Annotated in this window: 25 protein-coding genes; all 25 read left to right on the plus strand. The window is 45.1% G+C overall.

Annotated features, from left to right (window positions below; translation table 11 throughout):
- The first annotated feature begins 18 nt into the window (after positions 1 to 18).
- The 25 genes from AS158_RS07580 to dnaN all read left to right on the plus strand — a co-directional run bounded on the left by AS158_RS07580 (position 19) and on the right by dnaN (position 19,238).
- Entirely contained in the window at positions 19 to 561 is a 543-nt protein-coding gene (locus AS158_RS07580) for a hypothetical protein (protein ID WP_038051674.1), read from the plus strand.
- Positions 562 to 599: 38 nt separating this feature from the next.
- Complete coding sequence (gene glgD, locus AS158_RS07585) at positions 600 to 1,712, plus strand: glucose-1-phosphate adenylyltransferase subunit GlgD (protein ID WP_038051671.1); 1,113 nt, start codon at positions 600 to 602, stop codon at positions 1,710 to 1,712.
- Between the two features lie 11 nt (positions 1,713 to 1,723).
- On the plus strand, positions 1,724 to 2,995 hold the full coding sequence (locus AS158_RS07590) for a glucose-1-phosphate adenylyltransferase (RefSeq protein WP_038051668.1): 1,272 nt from the start codon (positions 1,724 to 1,726) through the stop codon (positions 2,993 to 2,995).
- Between the two features lie 3 nt (positions 2,996 to 2,998).
- Positions 2,999 to 4,024 carry a DUF4899 domain-containing protein gene (locus tag AS158_RS07595; protein WP_038051665.1) on the plus strand — a complete coding sequence of 342 codons (1,026 nt, stop codon included), beginning with the start codon at positions 2,999 to 3,001 and terminating at the stop codon, positions 4,022 to 4,024.
- Positions 4,025 to 4,119: 95 nt separating this feature from the next.
- Positions 4,120 to 4,293, plus strand: coding sequence for a hypothetical protein (locus AS158_RS07600; protein ID WP_012896198.1), 174 nt, complete (start codon positions 4,120 to 4,122; stop codon positions 4,291 to 4,293).
- Positions 4,290 to 5,141 (plus strand): radical SAM protein, encoded by an 852-nt coding sequence (locus AS158_RS07605; RefSeq protein WP_038051662.1) that lies wholly within the window; start codon positions 4,290 to 4,292, stop codon positions 5,139 to 5,141. The genes AS158_RS07600 and AS158_RS07605 overlap by 4 nt, the downstream gene beginning before the upstream one ends.
- A gap of 4 nt (positions 5,142 to 5,145) precedes the next feature.
- Positions 5,146 to 6,453: an electron transport complex subunit RsxC gene (gene rsxC, locus AS158_RS07610; protein WP_038051660.1), complete on the plus strand. Its 1,308-nt coding sequence runs from the start codon at positions 5,146 to 5,148 to the stop codon at positions 6,451 to 6,453.
- Entirely contained in the window at positions 6,450 to 7,406 is a 957-nt protein-coding gene (locus AS158_RS07615) for an RnfABCDGE type electron transport complex subunit D (protein WP_038051658.1), read from the plus strand. Before rsxC ends, AS158_RS07615 begins: the two co-directional genes overlap by 4 nt.
- The gene (locus AS158_RS07620; protein WP_038051653.1) at positions 7,403 to 8,077 is read left to right on the plus strand and encodes an RnfABCDGE type electron transport complex subunit G; all 675 of its coding nucleotides are present in this window, start codon (positions 7,403 to 7,405) and stop codon (positions 8,075 to 8,077) included. Before AS158_RS07615 ends, AS158_RS07620 begins: the two co-directional genes overlap by 4 nt.
- Positions 8,074 to 8,676: an electron transport complex subunit E gene (locus AS158_RS07625; protein WP_038051649.1), complete on the plus strand. Its 603-nt coding sequence runs from the start codon at positions 8,074 to 8,076 to the stop codon at positions 8,674 to 8,676. Before AS158_RS07620 ends, AS158_RS07625 begins: the two co-directional genes overlap by 4 nt.
- On the plus strand, positions 8,673 to 9,248 hold the full coding sequence (gene rsxA, locus AS158_RS07630; protein ID WP_012896204.1) for an electron transport complex subunit RsxA: 576 nt from the start codon (positions 8,673 to 8,675) through the stop codon (positions 9,246 to 9,248). Before AS158_RS07625 ends, rsxA begins: the two co-directional genes overlap by 4 nt.
- A 13-nt stretch (positions 9,249 to 9,261) precedes the next feature.
- Complete coding sequence (locus tag AS158_RS07635; RefSeq protein WP_012896205.1) at positions 9,262 to 9,555, plus strand: RnfABCDGE type electron transport complex subunit B; 294 nt, start codon at positions 9,262 to 9,264, stop codon at positions 9,553 to 9,555.
- Complete coding sequence (dprA, locus tag AS158_RS07640) at positions 9,542 to 10,555, plus strand: DNA-processing protein DprA (RefSeq protein ID WP_038051645.1); 1,014 nt, start codon at positions 9,542 to 9,544, stop codon at positions 10,553 to 10,555. Before AS158_RS07635 ends, dprA begins: the two co-directional genes overlap by 14 nt.
- Before the next feature lie 4 nt (positions 10,556 to 10,559).
- Positions 10,560 to 10,811 (plus strand): carbon storage regulator CsrA, encoded by a 252-nt coding sequence (csrA, locus tag AS158_RS07645; protein ID WP_038051642.1) that lies wholly within the window; start codon positions 10,560 to 10,562, stop codon positions 10,809 to 10,811.
- Positions 10,774 to 11,064 carry an Asp-tRNA(Asn)/Glu-tRNA(Gln) amidotransferase subunit GatC gene (gatC, locus tag AS158_RS07650; RefSeq protein ID WP_004082956.1) on the plus strand — a complete coding sequence of 97 codons (291 nt, stop codon included), beginning with the start codon at positions 10,774 to 10,776 and terminating at the stop codon, positions 11,062 to 11,064. The genes csrA and gatC overlap by 38 nt, the downstream gene beginning before the upstream one ends.
- On the plus strand, positions 11,061 to 11,387 hold the full coding sequence (locus AS158_RS07655; RefSeq protein ID WP_038051632.1) for a YraN family protein: 327 nt from the start codon (positions 11,061 to 11,063) through the stop codon (positions 11,385 to 11,387). Before gatC ends, AS158_RS07655 begins: the two co-directional genes overlap by 4 nt.
- Position 11,388: 1 nt before the next feature.
- Positions 11,389 to 11,841, plus strand: coding sequence for an SsrA-binding protein SmpB (gene smpB / locus AS158_RS07660; RefSeq protein ID WP_038051628.1), 453 nt, complete (start codon positions 11,389 to 11,391; stop codon positions 11,839 to 11,841).
- A gap of 50 nt (positions 11,842 to 11,891) precedes the next feature.
- Entirely contained in the window at positions 11,892 to 12,104 is a 213-nt protein-coding gene (rpmB, locus tag AS158_RS07665; RefSeq protein WP_165304803.1) for a 50S ribosomal protein L28, read from the plus strand.
- A gap of 159 nt (positions 12,105 to 12,263) precedes the next feature.
- Positions 12,264 to 12,521, plus strand: a complete 258-nt coding sequence (locus AS158_RS07670; RefSeq protein ID WP_238374317.1) for a hypothetical protein — start codon at positions 12,264 to 12,266, stop codon at positions 12,519 to 12,521.
- Positions 12,508 to 13,518 carry an HD domain-containing protein gene (locus AS158_RS07675; RefSeq protein ID WP_038051620.1) on the plus strand — a complete coding sequence of 337 codons (1,011 nt, stop codon included), beginning with the start codon at positions 12,508 to 12,510 and terminating at the stop codon, positions 13,516 to 13,518. Before AS158_RS07670 ends, AS158_RS07675 begins: the two co-directional genes overlap by 14 nt.
- Positions 13,511 to 15,412 (plus strand): type I DNA topoisomerase, encoded by a 1,902-nt coding sequence (gene topA / locus AS158_RS07680; RefSeq protein WP_038051617.1) that lies wholly within the window; start codon positions 13,511 to 13,513, stop codon positions 15,410 to 15,412. Before AS158_RS07675 ends, topA begins: the two co-directional genes overlap by 8 nt.
- On the plus strand, positions 15,327 to 16,238 hold the full coding sequence (locus AS158_RS07685) for a D-alanine--D-alanine ligase (RefSeq protein ID WP_012896211.1): 912 nt from the start codon (positions 15,327 to 15,329) through the stop codon (positions 16,236 to 16,238). Before topA ends, AS158_RS07685 begins: the two co-directional genes overlap by 86 nt.
- Complete coding sequence (locus AS158_RS07690; RefSeq protein ID WP_165304804.1) at positions 16,235 to 16,903, plus strand: DUF47 domain-containing protein; 669 nt, start codon at positions 16,235 to 16,237, stop codon at positions 16,901 to 16,903. Before AS158_RS07685 ends, AS158_RS07690 begins: the two co-directional genes overlap by 4 nt.
- Positions 16,904 to 16,915: 12 nt before the next feature.
- Entirely contained in the window at positions 16,916 to 18,124 is a 1,209-nt protein-coding gene (locus tag AS158_RS07695; RefSeq protein WP_038051615.1) for an inorganic phosphate transporter, read from the plus strand.
- 13 nt (positions 18,125 to 18,137) lie between these two features.
- Complete coding sequence (gene dnaN, locus AS158_RS07700; RefSeq protein ID WP_011943272.1) at positions 18,138 to 19,238, plus strand: DNA polymerase III subunit beta; 1,101 nt, start codon at positions 18,138 to 18,140, stop codon at positions 19,236 to 19,238.
- Positions 19,239 to 19,244 lie beyond the last annotated feature (6 nt).

Genomic DNA, 19,244 nt, shown 5'->3' on the forward strand with positions numbered 1-19,244 from the left:
AGACAGGAGGTAGGAAAAATGATCTTAACTTATCATCTCGAGAAATGGAAAGACAGAGAAATTGTGAAAGTAGAACTGATGGAAGATGAATTCAAGGGGAGTTCAACAATAGTTCCCGAAAGATCGTTGGGGGAGCATTACAAGATTTTTGTGGCCGTGCTAGAAGAATATGAGGGGATCCTCAAGGAAGCAAAATCGAGTCAGATTTTTGGTCTTTTCGAGAGACTCGAGGCGCATTTTCCAGAACATCCGAAAGTGCTCTTCTCTTTATCGTGCGCCATGTTAGAGCTCTTTTCCAGCCGTTATGGAATAAAACTCGAGGAAATGTTCGATCTGCCAGACTTCGAACCAGAGGAGCTCGATTTTCCCTCCGGTGATTTTCTGATCTTCCCTGAGATGATTGGACACGTTCTCAGGGTGATGGGATTCATGTCCGCCATGAGAAGCTTTGGAGAAAGAGTTTATCTTGTTGTGAGAGAATATCCGGATTCTAACACCAATTTCATTGTAGATTTACTGAAAAAACTTTCAGACGGTTTTATAGAAGAGGGGTGGAGGTGATAGAATTTTTTGTGAACGAAGGAGGAGAGGTGTGAAGGATGAGGGTGCTTGGATTGATTCTTGCTGGGGGAAAAAGTGATCGTTTGTGGCCTCTGACAAAGGTGAGAGCCAGTGCGGCGGTTCCCGTGTTTGGGAAGTACAGGGCGATAGACTTCACCCTGAGCAACATGGTGAACTCCGGTATCAGAAAGGTGGGTATTCTCACTCAGTACAATCCGAGGAGTCTGATGGACCATCTGGGTTCTGGAAAGGAGTGGGACCTCGATCGGAAAAGCGGGGGACTGTTCATTCTCCAGCCTTACGTTGGGCCAAACAGAGAAGTTTGGTATAGGGGAACGGCGGATGCTATCTTCCAAAACATGACCATTCTGAGAAGGGGCGAGGAAGATCACGTTTTAATAGGTTCAGGAGATCACATCTACAAGATGATCTATAGAGATCTTTTCAGCTACCATCTGAAAAAGGGAGCAGACATCACCCTGCTTGTTAAAGAACTCGATGAAACGTACAACTTGAGTGAATATGGAATAGTTCAGCTCGACGATGACATGAGAGTGGTGGAGATAGAAGAAAAACCTGCCCATCCAAAAGGAAACATCGCGTTTCTCGGGGTTTATTTCATGAACAAAGAGTTGCTCAAAGAGCTTCTCTACGCAACGGTTCCTCAAGGAAAATACGATCTTCTTCTCGACATAGTGATTCCCAACCTCGACAGGTTGAAGGTCTACGCTTATAGGTTTGATGGCTACTGGAGAAATGTGAAGAAGGGAATAAAAGAGTACTACAGGATAAACATGGATATTCTGAGAAAAGAGGTGCGCGATGAGCTCTTCTACAGAAACGGGAAGGTATATACGAAGCTGAAAGATCTTCCTCCTCCAAAATTCACGACCACGGCCGTTGTTGAGAATTCTTTGATAGCGGATGGAAGCATTGTTTCCGGTACGGTGAGAAATTCTATCATTTTCAGAAACGTGCGAATAAAAGTCGGGGCCATAGTTGAGAATTCCATCATTATGGAAAGTACTGTTGTGGAAGAAGGTGCGGTTTTGAGAAACGTGATTCTGGACAAGAATTGTATTGTGAGAGAAGGTCGTGTCATTGAAGGAGACATAGAGTTACCCGTTTTTGAAAAAAGAGCGGTCTTGTGAGGTGAAATTTTATGGGAAACATCGTTGCGATGATACTGGCGGGGGGCCAAGGAACGCGACTCGGTGTTCTCACGGAGAGGATAGCGAAACCCGCTATCCCTTTTGGGGGGAAATACCGTCTCATAGATTTCACTCTGAGCAACTGTGTGAATTCTGGTATCTATAGAGTAGGGGTTTTGACCCAGTACAGACCTCATGTTCTTTCGAAACACATAGGTATCGGAAGACCCTGGGATTTGGACAGGAAAGATGGAGGGGTCGAAATTCTTCCGCCTTACGTGGGTAGGCATGAGTCTGACTGGTACAAAGGAACCGCCAACGCTGTCTATCAGAATCTTGAATTTCTCGAAGAAAACGACGCGGAACTCGTTCTCATTCTCTCGGGAGATCACGTGTACGCTATGAATTACAACGATCTCATAGATTATCATCTGCTCAAGGAGGCAGACGGGACGATAGCCTGCATGGAAGTACCCATCGAAGAGGCAAGCAGGTTTGGTATCATGATAACGAATGTGGATGGGAAAATAGTAGATTTTGAAGAAAAACCGGCAAAACCCCGATCGAATCTGGCGTCTCTGGGAATTTACGTCTTCAATTATGAATTCCTGAAGAAAGTTCTCATCGAAGACGAAAACGATCCGAACAGTTCTCATGATTTTGGAAAAGACGTGATTCCAAGAATTTTGAGAGAAAATCTCGGTTCTCTCTACGCGTTCAGATTCGATGGATACTGGAGGGACGTTGGTACGCTCAGATCTTATTGGGAAGCCAATCTGGAGCTTGTTCTTCCAGTGCCGCCTTTCAACCTCTACGATCCGAACTGGAGGTTTTTCACCCATACCGAGGAGATGCCACCCGCTTACGTGGCTCCTGGTTCGAAGGTTTCCACCTCTCTCGTGAGTGAAGGAGCAGAGGTGTATGGTAATGTTTTCAACTCTGTTATTTTCCAGGGTGTGAAGATCGGTAGAGGAACGGTGGTGAAGAACTCAGTCATAATGACCAGAGCTGAGATAGGAGAGAACTGCTATCTGGAAAACGTGATAATAGCAGAAAGTGTAAAAATAGGAAACAACGTCAGGATGGGAGTGGGTGAAGACGCTGAGAACAAACTGGATCCAAAGGTGTACTCTGGTCTCCTGACGGTGGTGGGGATGAATTCGGTGATTCCCGACGACATGGTAATAGGAAAGAACTGTGTCATAGGCATTGGTGTAGGACCTGAAGATTTCAAATCGAAAACTCTGGAATCGGGAGATTATGTGATACCCAGGGAGGAGTAGTGAGTGGATCTCTATTTTGTGAAGTTCAGGGTCACATCGAAGCTCACATCCGAGATCGTTCAGGGATATTTCCTCGGCAAACTCAATCAGATCCCTGAGTACGATTTTTTTGTGATGCCGGGTCGGTATGTTCGAAAGTATTCGGTAGATCTGAATCTCGGATTTGAGGAGTTCCTTGAAGATTTTAAAGCAAAAAAAGAACTGGCCTTGAAAGAAGTCTCAGAAGCTTCTGTCATAACGGATGAATTCCTCAATTTCTGGCTGATTCAAACCAGAAAACAGAATCTTAGACTGGTTGGGAGTGAGTTTTTCAGGCTCGTTGAAAGTGGTGATCACGAGGCACTCAAGGTCTTCATGGCCGACCTCTTCAGGGAGTGGTCTGAAAAACTGGAAGTGGAAGCGGTAGGAACCCCGCTGGACTATGAAGATGTTTCTCTTGAAGTGGTGAAAGAACATTTTGAAGAACTTTCGACTGATGAAGTTTTCAAATTGTTTCAGAGAGAAGATTTGAGAAATCTCCCAGAAGTGTTCCCAGTTCTTGATCCTTTGAACGGTGTGACCATAAGAGAGATAGAGGTAGAAAAGAAGATAGATTTTGTTATCCTGAACTACGGAAACGAAGAATTTTCGGAGAAGTTCAAAAGGTTTCTGAAGGAAAAGTTCGGAACGGAAAATGTGGCGAGTCTTCCTGGGAAGATCCTCTCGAAAGAGGTTGTAAAGACCAGAGAAGGAAATCTTTATCTTTTGAAAGTGGAATTTGAAGAAGGGATAATTGGAAAGGCCATAGTATCCCCGAATCTGAAGATAAAACGTGGTGAAAGCAGAGTGAAGATTTCCGATGAAGAGTGGATGGAAAAAATAGGAGAGATGCTCAGGGAGGGGGAAGAATCAAACCAGGAGAAATTGAAACTGAGAAAATCTCCTCAACCCGTTCAGAAAGCGGCGAGTTCAGATTTTCTTCTGGCTTTCGTACTAGCGCTTCTCGTCATGGGAATTCTTCTAATACTCTCTTATCTTCTTTTCAGTTAGGATCTCTTGTCATAGAGGTTCTTTTCGCTCTTTTCATCGTTACAATGGTCTTTTTCACGGTTTGCAGTGTTTCCATTCACGCAAGGAGGATCTTTTTGCTTTACAGAGAAAAAGGAGTGGCCGAGAGAACCGCGGATGGTGTGTTCATGAGGTTGGAAGCAAAACAGCCGATTCCTGAGTTCTTGAACGGCTTCGAGATCAGTGTGGAAGGGAGCAAGGTTCACCTGAGAAACCAAGAAAGAGAATACGAGTTTGAGGTGGAGAAATGATACTCAGAGCATCTTACGGAACGATTCAGAAAGTGAATGGAAAATCGTCTTTAGAAATGGACACCGCTTATTTCATGCTTGGGGAAAGGTGCGTTTACAACTGTCTGTACTGTGCTCAGTCACGCTCTTCCACAAGCCCGTCTCATTTTCTCTCCAGGGTCACCTGGAAGGAGATTTCAGAAGATCTGCTCAACAAATTGAACGATTGTTTCAAGAGGATCTGTATCCAAGTTGTTTCTTATGCTGGGTACAGAGAAGACCTCAGATCGATCATTCCGAGGTTTCGAATACCGGTTTCGGTGAGCGTCAGAGCTATCAGTGTGGAGGAGGTTACAGAGTATTTCAAACTGGGAGCCGACAGAGTGGATATCGCTGTGGATGTTCCCAACGAAACTCTCTTTGAAAAAATCAGAGGAGGAAAATACGAGAGACATCTCCATATTCTCGAGAAAGCAGCAGAAATGTTTCCCGGAAAAATCACGACACATGTGATAGTTGGATTGGGTGAAAGTGATAAAGACATTGTTGATTTCACGGTGTGGGCAAAGGAAAGAAACATCGTGGTTTCTCTGTTTGCTTTTACACCAATCAGGGGAACGGCGTTTGAAAACAGAGAAAGACCTTCCCTCGAGCGTTACAGAAAAATCCAGCTGGTAACTTACCTGCTCGAGAAAAACTTGATAAAGCCAGAGAACATAATTTTCGACTCAAATGGTAAAATTATCGACGTCGAATGGAGCGACGAGTTTCCAGAGGAAGCTTTAAAAACTCGTGGATGTCCTCACTGCACACGTCCTTACTACAACGAAAGTCCAAGAGGTCCCATTTACAACGTTCACTGGAGGTGAAACCGTGCTCACTTTCAAGGGAGGAGTACATCCTCCAGAAATGAAGGAATGGTCGAAGGATAAGCCTATTGAAAGGGTACCATTACCACAGAAGGTCTTCGTCTTTCTCTCCAACCACGCGGGAAATCCAGCGAAACCCGTGGTTTCTCCCGGTGACGAGGTAAAAACAGGTCAGGTCATAGGTGAACCTGAGGGTTTCATTTCCGCTTATCTGCACTCTCCTGTGACGGGAAAAGTGCTCGAGATAAATAAGATCCTGCATCCAATCCTTGGAAAGCCCATCGAAGCGATCGTTATAGAAAGAACCTCTGACGATGAGTGGGTCTACATAGAAACTGGGGATTTCGAACGTATGTCGAAAGAGGAAGTCCTGGAAGTCATCAAAAAAGCGGGAATCGTGGGCCTGGGTGGAGCGATGTTTCCTACCCACGTTAAACTCTCACCTCCTCCCGAGAAAAAAGTGGACACCTTGATCATCAACGGGGCGGAGTGTGAACCCGTTCTCACGATAGATCACAGGCTCATGCTAGAAAGAGCAGAGGATATCCTCCAGGGAATTCTGATAATGATGAAAGTTCTGGGAGTTCAAAAAGCCATAGTCGGTGTAGAAAGCAACAAAATAGATGCATATCACAATTTAAAAAAGGTTTTCAAGGGATATCCCGTCGATGTTGCTCTTCTCAAGACCAAATATCCACAGGGTGCAGAAAAGCAGCTCATATACGCGATAACTGGAAGGGTGGTACCGAGGGGAGGCCTTCCAATGGATGTCGGGGTGGTGGTTCAGAACGTCGGTACCTGTGTTGCTGTGAAGGAAGCGGTTGTCGACGGAAAACCACTCGTAGAAAGAGGCGTGACAGTCAGCGGTGATGCTGTGAAAAATCCAAGGAATCTGATCGTCAGAATAGGAACACCCGTGAAGGACGTTATTGATTACTGTGGCGGAATAGATGAAAACACGGAACGTGTCATCCTCGGTGGTCCCATGATGGGAATATCCATCACAAATCTGGACGTCCCTGTTATGAAAGGAACCTCTGGAATAACCGCGTTTCTTCCAAAGAAGCCTCAGCCTCAGAAACCATGTATCAGATGCAGTGAATGTGTTCAAGTTTGTCCGATGAACCTCCAGCCTTATCTTCTCTATCTCCTTTCCACGAAGAGAAAGTACGATGAAGCTGTGGAAAACGGCTTGATGGACTGTATAGAGTGTGGCTCGTGTACCTACACCTGTCCATCGAAGATAGAACACGTAAGATACATAAAACTGGCAAAAACAGTGTATCGTGCTACAAGGAGGGGTAAGAAATGAAGTTGATGAGCACTTACGCTCCTCATCTTCGGGAAGAGGATGACGTGAGAAAGATCATGCTGGATGTGCTCATAGCCCTTTCACCAGCAGTTATTGGAGCGGCTTATTTCTTCGGGTGGTACGCGCTCTTTCTCTGTATCGCAGGAGCGGTGACAGGGGAACTCTTCGATATATTCGTTATGAGATACCTGAGAGGAGTGAAGGATTTTGTTCCAGACGGGAGTGGGGCAGTGACAGGACTGCTTCTGGCGATGAACGTGAGCACAAGGCTTCCTTTCTGGGCTTTTTTGCTGGGACTTGTATTTGCCCTGGGGATCGGGAAACACGTGTTTGGAGGGCTCGGTCAGAACATCTTCAACCCTGCGCTTGTTGGAAGAGCGTTTTTGCTGATTTCTTTTCCTACTTACATGACCACCTGGGTTGTACCTGGGGCAGGATTCTGGAAATCTCCAGTGGATGTGGTAACGGCGGCAACCCCCCTCGCTCTTTTCAAAGAACAGGGCGTTTTCACTTCCTATTGGGATCTGTTCATAGGTAAGGTTGGAGGATCCTTAGGTGAAACGAGTGCACTTCTTCTCATAATTGGTTTCATTTATCTTCTTTTGAAAAAGAGAGTGAAGATATTCATTCCCGCCTCCTATATAGGAACGGTTCTTGTGTTTTCTTCGATAGCTTATCTAATGAATCCAAAGTACGGTGATCCGCTCTTTCACCTTTTGAGTGGTGGTCTCATGCTCGGTGCACTCTTCATGGCCACTGATATGGTGACGAGTCCCATCACCGAGAAGGGACAGGTGATCTTCGGGATTGGATGTGGCGTTCTCACGATGGCCATAAGACTCTTTGGAGCGTATCCTGAGGGTGTTTCATTTTCAATCCTTTTCATGAACGCGCTGGTTCCCCTGATAGACAGGTACACCAGACCACGCATCTTCGGTGAGGTGAAAGGATGAAAGATATCCTGAAGACAGGATTGATCCTCATGGTTTTCACAGCTATTTCTGGTCTTTTTCTTGGATTCGTGTATGTGGGAGTCAAGGGAAAGATTCAGGAAGCGGATAACGCGGCAAAGTTGAGCGCCATCAAATTCGTCCTGAAAGATCCCCTCACGGGAGATTATCTGGTGGATGAAAAAGAAATCGAGGAAGTCGTCAAAAAAACGGGCATAGAAACAGTTGTTCTGAAAGAGTACAAAGAAGGGGTAGTTCTTGGCCCCATGTACGAATTCGTGACGAAGGATGGCAGAAATGCGTACGTTCTGTCTGGATACGCACCCGGTTTTGGAGGAAACGTGACCGTTGTGGCATGTTTCATAAAAACGGAAGATGGATTCATGCTCAATTCCGTGCGAGTAATAGATTATTCTCAGGAGACGCCCGGGCTCGGTGCAAAGATAGGAGAAGAAAACATCCAGAGACGTTTCTTTCCGGTTCCACCGGAAGGACTGAAAAACGGTCTGAAAGTCGACAAAGATGCGGGACTTCCAAAGGGTTCTTCTGAGGAGTTGAAAAAACAGGGTGTTGTGAAGGTAAGCGATGTAATGACGGGAGCAACGATCACACCAAGGGCCGTGGTGACCGCTTTGAACCTCATGTACAGGTACCTCGAGGAGGTGTCGAAATGAGTCGCTTGAGAGAGTTCACGAAGGGAATCATAAAAGAAAATCCCACTTATGTTCAGGTTCTCGGGATGTGTCCCACACTCGCCGTTACCACGAGTGCCATCAACGGTTTGGGGATGGGGCTCGCTACGACGGCCGTTCTCACCATGTCGAACGTGGTCATTTCGTTGATAAGAAAGATCGTTCCCGATAAGATCAGGATCCCAATATTCATCGTTGTTATCGCGTCTTTCGTTACCATGATAGATCTACTCATGCACGGCTTTGCCTACGATCTGTGGAAGACTCTGGGCCTCTTCATTCCTCTCATAGTGGTGAACTGTATCATAATGGGAAGGGCGGAATCGTTCGCTTCTAAACATGGAGTTTTGGATTCTATGCTCGATGGCCTGGGAGTGGGTCTCGGTTTCACGGGTTCACTGGTTCTTCTTGGAAGCATCAGAGAATTCTTCGGTAACGGTACGATTTTCGGTTACAGAGTGTGGGAGTTGAAAATATTCCTCGAAATTCTTCCACCAGGGGCCTACATAACACTCGGTCTCCTCTCTGCACTCTTCACCTACATCGGCATCAGGAGAAAGAAGAGAGGTGAAGCGAAATGAAGGTGTTTCTGCTTTTCTTCTCTGCCATATTCGTGAACAACTTCGTTCTGGCAAGGTTTCTCGGAATTTGTCCCTTCCTGGGGGTCTCCAAAAGGTTGGAAACGGCGACAGGGATGGGTATAGCCGTTACGTTCGTTATGACGGTTTCTGCTGCCATCAGCTGGTTTCTGGACAAACTCCTTATCTCCACGGGGCTTGAATTTCTGAAAACGATCGTCTTCATACTCGTAATCGCTTCTTTCGTCCAGTTCGTTGAGTTGTTTTTGAAGAAAACCAGTCCGGACCTCTACGAAGCGCTTGGTATTTTCTTGCCCCTCATTACCACGAACTGTGCGATCCTCGGTATGGTGCTTTTGAACAGTCTCATGAAGCTCAACTTTGTTGAGGCGGTCTTCCATGCACTGGGATCTGGCCTTGGGTTCGCCCTTGCTCTTGTGATATTCGCCGGAATAAGGGAAAAAATGGATCTCTACGACCTGCCGGAACCTTTCAAGGGAACCGCCATAGCTCTCATCACCGCGGGACTTCTTTCACTGGCTTTCATGGGATTCCAGGGCATGGTGAAGTTGTGAGGAGGTGAAGGAGTTGGAAGTCATCTACTCGACGCTCTTGCTCGCCGTTCTGGGTTTTGGATTCGGGGCTTTTCTTGCCTATTCTGCGCAGAAATTCAAGGTGGAAGAAGATCCACGTGTGAAGATGATAACAGGGGTTCTTCCTGGAATAAACTGTGGTGCGTGCGGTTTTGCCGGTTGTGAGGCTTACGCGAAGGCGATCGTGAAAGGTCAGGCAGAAACGAACAGGTGCCTCCCCGGAAGACCTCAGGGCGTCGAAGAGAAGATAAAGAAGATCCTCGAGGAGTACAAGAATGTCTCCTCTTGAGATGGCTCTGCTTGTTCATCACGGTGGGTTCCATCTCCAAGAATTGGAACCGGAATTACCCCTTGAAAAATTTTTGAAAAACGCGGATCCAAAAAGGACGAGAAAGTTCCAGGAAAAGTGTGGAAAAGAAGAGATAGAAAGGCAAGAGGCACTGATAAGGAAACACGATGTAAAGCTCGTTTCTTTCTGGGACGATGACTACCCTCAGCACTTGAGGGAGATCAGGTATCCACCTGCTGTTCTTTTTGTGAGGGGCAACACGGAACTCTTGAAAGAAAAATGTGTGGGAGTTGTAGGAACAAGGAGACCCACAGGTTACGGGGTGAATGTTACAAAGCGTTTCGTTAAACTTCTGAGTGAGTACTTTGTGATCGTCTCCGGTATGGCGCTCGGAATAGATTCTGTTGCACACAGGGAAGCTCTGAGTTCTGGAGGAAAAACGGTGGCGGTTCTCGGTACAGGAGTGGATGTCTTTTATCCACGGTCGAACGAACGGCTCTTCTACGAGATTGTGAGAAACGGGTGTGTTGTCAGTGAGTATCCAATGGGAACTCACGCTCGAAAACATCATTTTCCAGCGAGAAATCGAATCATAGCAGGTCTTTCGGATGTGATAATCGTCACAGAGGCTCCCCTCAAAAGTGGTGCACTCATAACGGTGAAGTTCGCCCTGGAGAGCGGTCGCGATGTGTTTGCCGTTCCCGGTGATATAGATAGGAAGACCAGCGAAGGTACAAACTATTTGATAAAGTCGGGTGCCTATCCCCTCACCGACGAGGAGGATCTTGAAATCCATTTTGGAATCAGAAAAAGCGTTTCTCCATCGCTCGATGACGACAAAAAGAAAATCTACGATCTGTTGAGAATTTCTCCAAGAACTGTCGATGATCTTGTTGAAGAGTTGGGATGGAACGTTTCGGAAGTCCTCAGGGTAATTTCGGAAATGGAACTGATGGGAATGATCTGGTTCGACGGTGGTGCATACAGATTGCTGGGGTGATAACGTGTTGGTTCTCACCAGAAGAGTAGGGGAAAAGATCATGATCGGCGAGGACATAGTGATAACTGTCCTGAAGATAGAAGGAAATTCTGTTAAAATTGGTATAGAGGCACCCAGATATGTGAAGATTCTTCGTGAGGAACTCTACGAAGAACTCAAGAGTGAAAACATAAAAGCTTCTGGGGTTTCAAAAGATGACCTGAAGGGGGTTTTGAAAAATGATAAAGGTTACAAAAGACCTGGTGCTTCATCTTGAAAATCTTGCAAGATTGGAACTCTCTGAAGATCAGAGAGAAAGTCTGATGAAAGATTTTCAGGAGATACTCGATTACGTGGAGCTCCTCAACGAAGTCGACGTAGAGGGTGTGGAGCCGATGTACACACCCGTTGAGGACAGCGCTAAACTCAGAAAAGGAGATCCGAGGTTCTTTGAAATGCGGGACCTCATAAAGAAGAACTTCCCTGAAGAAAAAGATGGTCACATAAAAGTCCCCGGAATCCACAGATGATGGACTGGAAGGAAGCAGAAGAACTCGCGTGTAAATTTTTGAGGAAAAAAGGTTACAAAATTCTTGAAAGAAACTACAGAACAAAGTATGGTGAGATAGATATAATAGCGCGCGATGGGAAAGAGATAGTTTTCGTGGAAGTCAAAAGCGGAAATGGAAAAGTGGATCCTCTTGAAAGAATAGATCTCAGAAAAGTGAGAAACTTGGAACGAGCAGCGAGATTTTACATGATCCAGAACAAGTTGAATGGGCCGGCGCGGGTTGATTTTGTGAGGGTGACCCCTGAAAGAATAGACCATTTTGAAGCTATCTGGCTGGGGTGAGATGGTGAAGGTTGTCGCTACGAACAAAAAAGCCTACACGGACTACGAGATCCTGGAAACTTACGAAGCGGGGATCGTTCTCACAGGAACAGAAGTGAAATCCCTGAGGAACGGTTCTGTCAATTTCAAGGATTCTTTCTGTCGGTTCAAGAACGGAGAGCTTTACCTTTTGAATTTACACATTCCACCTTACAGCCACGGAGGAGTTTACAACCACGATCCTGAAAGGCCGAGAAAACTGCTTCTTCACAAAAGGGAACTGAAGAGACTCATGGGTAAAGTGCAGGAAGAGGGAGTAACGATAGTTCCACTGAAGATATACTTCAACGATCGCGGGATCGCAAAAGTGGAAATAGCCGTTGCTCGAGGAAGAAAGAAATACGATAAGAGAGAGGCGATAAAAAAGAAGGAGATGGAAAGAAAGATCAGAGAATACATGAAGTATTCGAGATAGTTATGGTATACTCTTGGAGAGAGAAATCAGACTCATGGGAGGGCATGATCATGGCAAAGAGATGTGAAGTGTGTGGAAAGGCTCCCAGATCCGGAAACACCGTTAGTCACTCGGACAAGAAGTCAGGAAGATGGTTCAGACCCAATCTTCAGAGGGTAAGAGTAGTGCTTCCAGATGGAACGATTAAAAGGATGAGAGTCTGTACATCCTGTTTGAAGTCTGGGAAAGTGAAAAAGTACGTTGGACAAGTTTCGGAGGTGTGAGCGGGCTGTTGGCCCGCATTATTTATGGTCATAGTAAGGTTCAGGGTTCCTTTTTGGTATAAGTTCATCATGGTTCTGCTATGGGTTGTGAGCTTTGACCTCACAATTTTCCTTTTTTATAAACCTCTCCACTTGATTTTGAGGATTTTCTTCCTGATTTTGGATATAATCTTTGGTGTATGGGTGCTCACTCTCTTCAAGAAAGAGATAGTGATCGATGTAGAAAAAAACAGAGTGGTTCTGGAGAGGAAATCTTTTGATTTTTCTTCGATTGAGAGAGTTGAAAGGTACGGGATGTCGATTGTTTTCTATTTGAATGATGGAACACGTCGTGTTTTCTCTCATCCCGTGGAGGATTTTGAACTTTTGAAGAAATTGATTGACGAGAAGGGAAGTGGTTGTTTTGAAGCTCGGTGATTTGATGCCAAGAGATCTGTTAAAACAGGAACTGTTTGTTCAGGATTTGAAGAGTCATATCAACGACAACGTTGAAATCATCCTGAAGGTTAGGAGTAAAAAACTCCAGGAAACAAAAGATAGTAAGAAATTCCTGATCATGACGCTGGAAGACAGGACGGGAACCGTCAGGGCTGTGGACTGGTACAATGCTGAGCTCAACGATCAACGCTTGAAAGAAGGGACCGTCGTCAGGGTGAAAGGCAGAGTGGTATTTTTTGAGAACAGAATACAGATAAACCTGGATAACGATTACGGCGCCATAAAGATTTTGAAGGACGACGAATACGATTACACGAAATTCGTTGCACAGTCGAAAAAAGACCTGGAGGTTTTGAAGAAAAAACTTTTTGTTCTTTTGGATCAAGTAAAAGATCAGCACTACAAAAAACTCTTGAAGGCTTTCTTTGAAGATAAAGAGTTCTCTGAAAAATTCTTCAGATCACCGGCGGGTATGAGAGTTCATCACGCCTACATAGGCGGTCTTCTGGAACACAGTGTCACGGTCGCTGAGATCTGCAGAGAGATCAGCAAATATTACTCTCTCGACAGAGATCTTCTCATAACTGGAGCCCTTCTTCATGATGTTGGGAAGGTGGAAGAGTACAAGATCACAGAATCCGGGATCGAAGTGACCACTGAAGGGGAGTTGAAGGGTCATATAGCGATAGGGGCGGCTATGATCAGGGAAATGGGGAAAAAGTTGTCTATTCCAGAACACAAGATCCTCGAGTTGGAGCACATAATCCTTTCTCACCATGGAGAACTCGAGTGGGGATCACCCGTGGTTCCAAAAACGATAGAGGCTTTAATAGTTCACCACGTTGAGAACTTGGATTCCAAGATAGCTCGATTCATTGAGGTTATTGAAAGTTCCGAAACGGATCAGGGATGGACAGAGTACGATAAGAATCTGGGAAGGAGAATCTTTTTAAGAGGTGAAGTAACTGATGAATAGGAAAGTGAAGAAATACATCGTCGTTGAGTCTCCTGCCAAGGCGAAGACGATCAAGAGTATTCTTGGAAACGAATACGAAGTCTTCGCTTCGATGGGTCATATCATAGATCTTCCCAAAAGTAAATTTGGGATAGATCTGGAAAAGGATTTCGAACCGGAATTCGTGGTAATAAAAGGAAAAGAAAAGGTGGTCGAAAAGCTGAAAGATCTTGCAAAAAAGGGAGAACTGCTCATCGCTTCTGATATGGATAGGGAAGGAGAAGCTATAGCCTGGCACATAGCCAGAGTGACGAACACTCTTGGGAAGAAGAACAGAATCGTGTTCTCTGAGATCACTCCTCGCGTGATAAGAGAAGCCGTTAAAAATCCTCGAGAAATTGACATGAAGAAAGTTCGAGCACAGCTTGCAAGGAGAATTCTGGATAGGATCGTTGGTTATTCTCTGAGTCCGGTACTCTGGAGAAATTTTAAAACCAACCTGAGCGCTGGCAGGGTCCAATCGGCTACACTGAAGCTCGTTTGTGATAGAGAGAGAGAAATCCTCAGGTTTGTACCAAAGAAGTACCACAAGATCACCGTCAAATTCGATGGTCTCACGGCAGAAATAGATGTGAAAGAAAAGAAGTTTTTCGACTCTGAAACGTTGAAAGAGATCAAGAGTATAGACGAACTCGTCGTAGAGGAGAAAGAGGTTTCTTTGAAAAACTTTTCACCTCCAGAACCCTTCAAAACCAGTACCCTCCAGCAGGAGGCGTATTCCAAACTGGGTTTCTCCGTTTCCAAAACCATGATGATCGCCCAGCAGTTGTATGAAGGTGTAGAAACGAAAGATGGACACATCGCGTTCATAACCTATATGAGAACAGATTCAACGCGTGTATCGGATTACGCGAAAGAGGAAGCCAGGAATCTGATAACAGAAGTCTTTGGAGAGGATTATGTTGGTTCGAAAGGAGCAAAGAGAAAAAGCAACACAAAAATACAGGATGCGCACGAAGCGATTCGTCCCACGAACGTTTTCATGACACCCGAGGAAGCGGGGAAATACCTGAATCCTGACCAGAAAAAACTCTACGAGTTGATATGGAAGAGATTTCTCGCTTCTCAGATGAAGCCTTCTCAATACGAAGAAACTCGCTTTGTCCTGAGAACAAAAGACGGAAAGTACAGATTCAAAGGAACGGTGTTGAAAAAGATTTTCGATGGATACGAAAAGGTGTGGACGACGGAAAGAAACACAGGGGAGTTTCCTTTCGAAGAAGGAGAATCTGTGAAACCGGTGGTTGTAGAAATAGAAGAACAGGAAACCAAACCAAAACCAAGGTACACTGAAGGTTCACTCGTGAAGGAAATGGAAAGGCTTGGTATAGGTCGTCCCAGCACCTACGCATCCACGATAAAGCTCCTGTTGAATAGGGGTTACATAAAGAAGATCAGAGGTTATCTCTATCCTACTGTCGTTGGAAGTGTTGTCATGGATTATCTGGAGAAAAAGTACTCCGACGTTGTTAGCGTTTCTTTCACGGCTGAAATGGAGAAGGATCTCGATGAAGTCGAACAGGGCAAGAAGACAGACAAGATCGTCTTGCAAGAGTTTTATCAATCCTTTTCCAGTGTGTTCGATAGGAACGACAGGATTGTGATCGATTTTCCAACGAACCAGAAATGTTCGTGTGGAAAAGAAATGAGACTCTCTTTTGGGAAATACGGCTTCTATTTGAAATGTGAGTGTGGTAGCACCAGAAGTGTGAGGAACGACGAAATTGCGGTCATAGACGATGGAAAGATATTCCTGGGGAGGAAAGACAGTGAGAGTGGCTCTCCTGATGGGAGGAGTATCAAGGGAAAGAGAAATCTCCCTGAGAAGCGGAGAAAGGGTAAAAAAAGCTCTTGAAAAACTTGGGTATGAATACACCGTTTTTGATGTTAAAGAGGATTTTCTCAAAGAAGTGGATCAGTTAAAAAGTTTTGATGTGGTCTTCAATGTTCTCCATGGAACTTTTGGTGAGGATGGAACGCTTCAAGCAATTCTGGATTTTTTGGGAATTAGATACACCGGGTCCGATGCGTTTTCAAGTATGATTTGCTTTGATAAACTAGCAACTTACAGGTTTTTAAAAGACATCGTCGAGATACCTGATTTCATAGAGATCAGGGAATTCATGGAAACTTCTCCCCTCGGGTATCCCTGTGTGGTAAAACCGAGGAGGGAGGGTTCAAGTATAGGAGTGTTCATTTGTGAATCAGATGAGGAGTTTCAACACGCAATCAAAGAAGATTTACCACAATATGGAAGTGTTATTGTTCAAGAGTACATCCCCGGCAGGGAGATGACCGTGTCTATTTTAGAGACAGAAAAAGGTTTCGAGGTCCTTCCCATTCTTGAGTTGCGACCGAAGCGTCGGTTCTACGACTACGTTGCGAAGTACACGAAAGGTGAAACTGAGTTTATTCTTCCTGCTCCTTTGAATCCTTCGGAAGAACGACTCGTCAAGGAAACAGCCCTCAAAGCATTTGTGGAAGCTGGTTGCAGAGGTTTTGGAAGAGTGGATGGTATTTTCAGCAATGGTAGGTTCTACTTTCTGGAAATCAACACAGTGCCAGGTTTAACAGAAACCAGTGATCTTCCAGCAAGTGCGAAAGCGGGGGGGATCGAGTTCGAGGAACTCGTTGAAATCATCTTAAAAAGCGCCTTTTTGAAGGGAGAGGTGAGAGCATGAAATTTATAGAAAGAATGCTCCCGGAGGAGTCTCCTATTGATCTTCTCATAAATCTTTCCAGAAGAGGCGAATCGGCTGTTGTACTTCTCAAGGATGCTATCGAGGATTACTTCGCCGGAAAATTCGGGGAAGGCCACCTCAATCGTGTGATCTCTCTGGAGCGAGAGTCGGATGAGATCAAGTCAAAGCTGAAGAGGATGTATCTCAAAATGAAGTACACCTACTTCGAGAAAGATGACTTTCTTTACATAGTTCACAAAGCAGATGAGATTCTCGACCTTGTCAGGGATATCGTCATTATGCTCGATATGAACAGGGTTGAAGATGTGTCGAAGAATATCAAAGATTTATTTGCGGAACTTGTTGAGAACGTTCTGGATACTATCAGAGAAACCACCGAAGTAATCGAACAGCTCCGCGTACTCGCGGAGAGCGATTTTTCACCTTTTGAAAAAGAAAAGGAAGAAAGAGAAATATTTGACGTGTCCATGGAGGAGAGGGAAGTCGACGCAATATCAAGAAATCTTGGTAAAAAACTCTATTCCCTCAAGAACAGTATGAATCCAATAGATCTGATGTTCCTGAGCAAAGTGGCAAGACTTATTTCGAAGATCGCCGATCAGGGCAAAGATATCACAAAGAGGATAAATTCCATCCTTAGATGAGGAGGGAATAACGTGACAATACTTATCGTAGCTGGCATACTTGGTTTCATCATGGCTTTCTCCATAGGAGCCAACGATGTGGCGAATTCCATGGCGACAGCCGTTGGGGCAAAGGCCATAACTGTACGACAGGCAGCAACTATAGCGATGTTTCTCGAGTTTCTTGGGGCAATTATGTTCGGCTCTCATGTCTCCCAAACGATCGTCAAAGGAATAGTGGAAGTGGAGAAAGTTCAACCGGTGGAACTAATGTATGGTTCGCTGTCGGCACTGATTGCAGCTTCACTGTGGATCCTTATAGCGACCAACTGGGGTTATCCTGTTTCCACAACTCATTCCATAGTCGGAGGAATGATTGGATTCGGTCTTGTGGCAGTGGGCGTAGATGGTATAAACTGGAAAACATTCCTATTCATAGTATTTTCCTGGATTGTTTCCCCTGTTTTCGGCGGTTTGATCTCTTTTGTGATATTCAAGCTGATCTCTCTCTCAGTGTTCCACACAAAAAATCCGAAGAAATCTTCCACTATAGCTATCCCGTTTTTCATATCCCTCGCGGTTTTCACAATGACATCTCTTTTTGTAAAAAAGACGCTCAAACAGTCTCTCAGTGAATCCCTTATTCTTGGTATCATTTTTTCCATTGTAACATTTTTTGGAATTCACTTCACTGTGAGAAAACTGGTGAACAAAACAAAGAATGTGTACGATGCGGTTGAGAACGTGTTCAAACGCGCTCAGATTCTCACTTCCTGCTACGTTTCTTTCTCCCATGGAGCCAACGACGTCGCCAATGCTGCGGGTCCTGTAGCAGCGGTCATGATCGTTGCGTCAACGGGTGTTGTTCCAAAAACCGTGGAGATACCGTTTCTGGCACTTCTTCTTGGAGGAATTGGGATCTCATTGGGAGTGTTCTTCTTTGGGCAAAAAGTGATGGAAACGGTGGGGGAGAAAATAACGACGCTCACAAATTCCAGAGGATTCACCGTGGATTTTTCCACAGCGACGACTGTTTTGCTTGCTTCGTCACTTGGTCTTCCTGTCTCCACGACACACGTTGTGGTGGGAGCTGTCACGGGTGTTGGTTTTGCCAGAGGACTCGAAATGGTGAACGTTGGTGTGTTGAAAAACATCGTTATATCCTGGCTTCTCATAGTACCAACGGTGGCAGCGACTTCTGCAGCTGTTTATTGGGTTCTGAAGCTGATATTAAAATTCTAATGGGGGTGTGATGATGAAAATAACCGTTACGACTCTTGAATTGAGAGACAAAATAACCATTGCTTCAAAAGCACTTGCTAAAAAATCTGTGAAACCCATTCTTGCCGGATTCCTTTTCGAAGTGAAAGATGGAAATTTCTACATCTGTACGACCGACCTTGAAACGGGAGTCAAAGCAACCGTGAACGCCGCTGAAATCTCCGGTGAAGCACGTTTCGTGGTACCGGGAGACATCATCCAAAAGTTGGTCAAAGTTCTTCCGGATGAAATCACAGAACTTTCTTTAGAGGGTGATGTTCTTGTTATAAGTTCTGGAAGCACCGTTTTCAGAATTACCACCATGCCCGCGGATGAATTTCCTGAGATAACGCCGGCTGAATCTGGAATAACTTTCGAGGTCGATATTTCGCTCCTCGAAGAGATGGTTGAAAAGGTCATCTTCGCTGCCGCCAAAGATGAATTTATGCGAAATCTGAACGGAGTCTTCTGGGAACTCCACAAGAATCTTCTCAGGCTGGTTGCCAGTGATGGGTTTAGACTCGCACTTGCAGAGGAACAGATAGAGAATGAGGAAGAGACGAGTTTCTTGCTCTCTTTGAAGAGCATGAAAGAAGTTCAAAATGTGCTGGACAACACAACGGAGCCGACTATAACGGTGAGATACGATGGAAGGAGAGTTTCTCTGACGACAAACGACGTGGAAACGGTGATGAGAGTAGTCGACGCTGAATTCCCCGATTACAAAAGAGTAATCCCCGAAACTTTCAAAACAAAAGTGGTGGTTTCCAGAAAGGACCTTATGGAATCGTTGAAAAGAGTGATGGTAATCGCCAGCAAGGGAAGCGAATCTGTGAAGTTCGAAATAGAAGAAAACGTCATGAGGCTCGTGAGCAAAAGTCCAGATTATGGAGAAGTGATCGATGAAGTTGAAGTTCAGAAAGAGGGGGAAGACCTCGTGATCGCTTTCAACCCGAAGTTCATCGAGGACGTTTTGAAGCACATTGAGACTGAAGAAATAGAAATGAACTTCGTGGATTCCACCAGCCCCTGTCAGATCAATCCACTCGACATTTCTGGATACCTCTACATAGTAATGCCCATCAGATTGGCGTGAGGTGGT

Origin of the sequence: Thermotoga sp. 38H-to (assembly GCF_011057665.1) — a bacterium.
Lineage (GTDB): Bacteria > Thermotogota > Thermotogae > Thermotogales > Thermotogaceae > Thermotoga.

Excerpts from the sequence above, each read along its gene's own strand:
- rsxA (WP_012896204.1), top strand. The coding sequence starts at position 8,673 with ATGAAGGTGTTTCTGCTTTTCTTCTCTGCCATATTCGTGAACAACTTC.
- dnaN (WP_011943272.1), top strand. The coding sequence starts at position 18,138 with ATGAAAATAACCGTTACGACTCTTGAATTGAGAGACAAAATAACCATT.
- AS158_RS07655 (WP_038051632.1), top strand. The coding sequence starts at position 11,061 with ATGATGGACTGGAAGGAAGCAGAAGAACTCGCGTGTAAATTTTTGAGG.
- AS158_RS07580 (WP_038051674.1), top strand. The coding sequence starts at position 19 with ATGATCTTAACTTATCATCTCGAGAAATGGAAAGACAGAGAAATTGTG.
- AS158_RS07605 (WP_038051662.1), top strand. The coding sequence starts at position 4,290 with ATGATACTCAGAGCATCTTACGGAACGATTCAGAAAGTGAATGGAAAA.
- topA (WP_038051617.1), top strand. The coding sequence starts at position 13,511 with ATGAATAGGAAAGTGAAGAAATACATCGTCGTTGAGTCTCCTGCCAAG.
- AS158_RS07615 (WP_038051658.1), top strand. The coding sequence starts at position 6,450 with ATGAAGTTGATGAGCACTTACGCTCCTCATCTTCGGGAAGAGGATGAC.
- smpB (WP_038051628.1), top strand. The coding sequence starts at position 11,389 with ATGGTGAAGGTTGTCGCTACGAACAAAAAAGCCTACACGGACTACGAG.
- glgD (WP_038051671.1), top strand. The coding sequence starts at position 600 with ATGAGGGTGCTTGGATTGATTCTTGCTGGGGGAAAAAGTGATCGTTTG.
- dprA (WP_038051645.1), top strand. The coding sequence starts at position 9,542 with ATGTCTCCTCTTGAGATGGCTCTGCTTGTTCATCACGGTGGGTTCCAT.
- AS158_RS07690 (WP_165304804.1), top strand. The coding sequence starts at position 16,235 with ATGAAATTTATAGAAAGAATGCTCCCGGAGGAGTCTCCTATTGATCTT.
- rpmB (WP_165304803.1), top strand. The coding sequence starts at position 11,892 with ATGGCAAAGAGATGTGAAGTGTGTGGAAAGGCTCCCAGATCCGGAAAC.
- AS158_RS07590 (WP_038051668.1), top strand. The coding sequence starts at position 1,724 with ATGGGAAACATCGTTGCGATGATACTGGCGGGGGGCCAAGGAACGCGA.
- AS158_RS07620 (WP_038051653.1), top strand. The coding sequence starts at position 7,403 with ATGAAAGATATCCTGAAGACAGGATTGATCCTCATGGTTTTCACAGCT.
- AS158_RS07625 (WP_038051649.1), top strand. The coding sequence starts at position 8,074 with ATGAGTCGCTTGAGAGAGTTCACGAAGGGAATCATAAAAGAAAATCCC.
- gatC (WP_004082956.1), top strand. The coding sequence starts at position 10,774 with ATGATAAAGGTTACAAAAGACCTGGTGCTTCATCTTGAAAATCTTGCA.